The sequence below is a fragment of the Nodularia sp. UHCC 0506 genome, from assembly GCF_034931045.1.
Classification (GTDB): domain Bacteria; phylum Cyanobacteriota; class Cyanobacteriia; order Cyanobacteriales; family Nostocaceae; genus Nodularia.
On record NZ_JAYGHH010000084.1, the window covers coordinates 1 to 3034 of the forward strand.

Sequence of the window (3034 nt, forward strand, 5' to 3'; positions counted from 1 at the left end):
GGCTGTAAAGATTGAGCATTTACACGTTTTAAATACTCGCTTTGTTTACGTGCAGCAGTCAGAGATTTACACTGACTCGCAAACGTTGGGCGCAGGGCATCCGCAGAAATGATGTATTCAGAGTGAAGTGAGCAAGTGTTAACCCGACAACTGCGAGACTGATACCAGTGCTTGCGCTCTGCTAAGGCATGGTTGTAAACCCGTCTATGAGTCTCTAGCCATTCCTTAAACATGACGATTTGGGTTCGTGTTGGTTTCAATTTAAACTCGTAAGCCAGGTTAAACACTCAATCACCTCCCAACTTATTTCACGTACTAAACCTTAGCAAGTGAAATGTATTATGCAAATCTCTCTTAAGAGAGATTATTATTTTTTCTTGTTCAAATATGTGATTGTAGCTTTAATAGTATTAATATTTACATCTAAACTTATTAACAAGATAACACCTCTATCATAGGATAGATTGTTATAGCTATTTACACAGATATAATGTATTGAACCAGTTGTTTAAGTTGCCTCTTAACCTACGGGAGCATCCCTACTTAGAAAATATATATTTCATTAAGCCGTAAGAACCTGATTCCACAGTTAGACAGAAAAGATATATTTGCCAAAGTAGGATGCTCCCACTGCTTCTACTTTCTTCAGTTAGTTTTTGCTTAGACGATCTAGTAATTGTTGCCGCCAAATAAGTACTTCTGGTAGGCTAGATTCAGCTATCATACATACTTCCCATGAAATTCTAGCGTTAGTAGTTTCATCTACAGCATCTTGTACTTGCGCTAATAAACAATAAGTATCTGTTTTAGTCGCATCGATTTCAAGTGACTTTTGTAAATATTTATTCGCCTCAATATATTCTTGCTGCCCTAATTTAGCCCAACCTAAATTTTTATATAACGTAGTTTTTATTTCGGGCTTTTCAGTAAGATTTAATCCTTGCCTCGCCAATGCCTCAGATTCATGATAATTTCCTTCTCGATTTTTTAATCGGGATAAATTATTGATAGGGGCTGCTGCCTCTTTATTTAGTTTAATGGCTATCTTATATTGTTTCTCTGCTAAGTCATACTTATTAGCCTGGTCATAAAAATTACCTAACTCATAATGTAATTCCCAGTCATTATCTCTAATCTTTAGAGCCTTTTCATAATTATTAATTACGCATTCAAACTGATTTAAATACTGACAAACTAAGGCTAAATTTCTATATATATCTACATCTTGAGGATTATATTGACTTGCTTTCTCATAATAAGTTTTAGCCAATTGCAAATTTCTAAAATTGCGCCCAGCTTTTTCAAAATAAAAACTAGAAATTGTTTGATTCGTTCGATGGTCAATTTTAATAGCCCAATTAAAAAACTTCTGGGCAGTTTCAGCTTGTTTTTTAGTTTCTAAGTTTTGTCCTTGAGATACAAAATAATTAGCTATTACAGGTAATAAGACATTAAACATCCCAATTCCTGTGAAGCTAACTAATCCAATCACAATAAATATAAATGTTTTAGATTTAACGAACTTATCGAAATTAGTTTGTGAAGGAAGCTTTTTTAATCTATGTAAAATTATTTCGTTGGTTTGTGGGCGTTGTCCTGGAAAAGGAGCCATCATTTCATCAATTAAGTCAGCAAATCGCTTACCTATCTGTGGAGCTTTGTTTCTCCAATTTAACTGCCCCGTATTTTCATCTGTAGGTAATTTAACTAAAGGAATAGCTGTAGTTAAATATACAAATGTTCTTCCTAAAGCATAAAAATCTGATTGGGGTACTGCTTTTCCATTAATTTGTTCTAATGGTGTATAACCCGGTGAGACGATAGCCGTAATTTCATAATTTCCCATCCGAGTGCTGGTTCCACCACTGGCACTCACTTTTGCTAAATAAGTATCGGTAATTCGTCGTGCAGCCCCAAAATCAACCAATGCCAGCCGACCATCTGGTTGAAGAATAATATTTGCTGGTTTAATATCTCTATGGAAAAACTCTGTATGATGCACCAAATCTAAAATTTCCACGAGATGTTTCAGCCACTTTACGGCTAAAGATTCCGAAATACGCCCATTAGACTGTATCCATTTTTGCAAATTTTGTCCCTCAATTTTATCCATTACTAGGCATCGCAATGTTAGAGGGCTATTATTAGGAACAAATGTAAAAAAGTCATCTATGGTACTTCCTGGGATACACGGGTGATTTAAACGCCTCAAAGTTCGGGATTCTTGCTCGAATAACTCCACGAACTTAGAATTACCCCATTTCAGAACCTTCATGATTCTCCGTCTACGAACTGTATCCCACTTAGTCCCCGAATCATCTACTTCAAATACTTCAATGCGTACATACGGATCTTCTGTAAGTTCTCTCAACGGCTTAATTAGGCGAATCCGTCCATTAATCACTAGAGAAGTCCCACAAGCGAGACATTTTTCGGCATTATCTGGATTTTCTCTAGCTTCGCAAAGTGGGTTGATACAGTATTTCACCAAACCTCCTCGTGGCAGAAGGCCCTGTTTTCCAAACATGGGGAGGAAGCGACAGGCGAATAAATTCGCCGTCCAGATATCTTAGAATCTATACGAATAACCATCCTTTGAATGAATTGATGTACAAAATTTGTAACTAATACCTGCGACTCGACTTGTTTTAGTTGCAATGTCAAAACTGCCAGTTTTACGACACAACACGCGACCAACATACTTACCTACTTTTTGACCAGATGTGACAACAGCTTTAACGATGTCGCCAATTCTCAAACCAAAGTGGACTGGTTTGCGCTCTCTGTGCCGAATTGGAAAACCATATCGGTCTGTACCGCACATTTGACGAGTTTCTCAACCAGTACATTTAATCCGCAGTGGTTGTTGGGTCAACAGATTTAACTAGGATTAAGAGGCTGTTTGTTGCTATCTAATACGAATACGTGATTTTGCATTTCTGCATCCTTTTTACAGGTAAGGTTTGCTAAGTCCCAAGGGGACACGCTGCGCGAAGGACTTTGTTTAGAGTCGGTACTATCCAAACGACACTGG

Annotated in this window: 3 protein-coding genes and 1 pseudogene; all 4 read right to left on the reverse strand. The window is 37.2% G+C overall.

Going from position 1 to position 3034, the window contains the following annotated elements; genetic code table 11:
* Positions 1-260: helix-turn-helix domain-containing protein (locus VB654_RS24630; RefSeq protein ID WP_323216466.1), on the reverse strand; the 260-nt coding region annotated here is incomplete at its 3' end.
* A 389-nt stretch (positions 261-649) separates the two neighbouring features.
* The gene (locus tag VB654_RS24635) at positions 650-2275 is read right to left on the reverse strand and encodes a protein kinase domain-containing protein (protein ID WP_323216471.1); all 1626 of its coding nucleotides are present in this window, start codon (positions 2273-2275) and stop codon (positions 650-652) included.
* Between the two features lie 141 nt (positions 2276-2416).
* A pseudogene (locus VB654_RS24640) lies at positions 2417-2527 on the reverse strand (4-Cys prefix domain-containing protein); the annotation flags it as partial.
* Positions 2528-2569: 42 nt separating this feature from the next.
* Entirely contained in the window at positions 2570-2824 is a 255-nt protein-coding gene (locus VB654_RS24645) for a hypothetical protein (protein ID WP_323216467.1), read from the reverse strand.
* Positions 2825-3034: the final 210 nt, after the last annotated feature.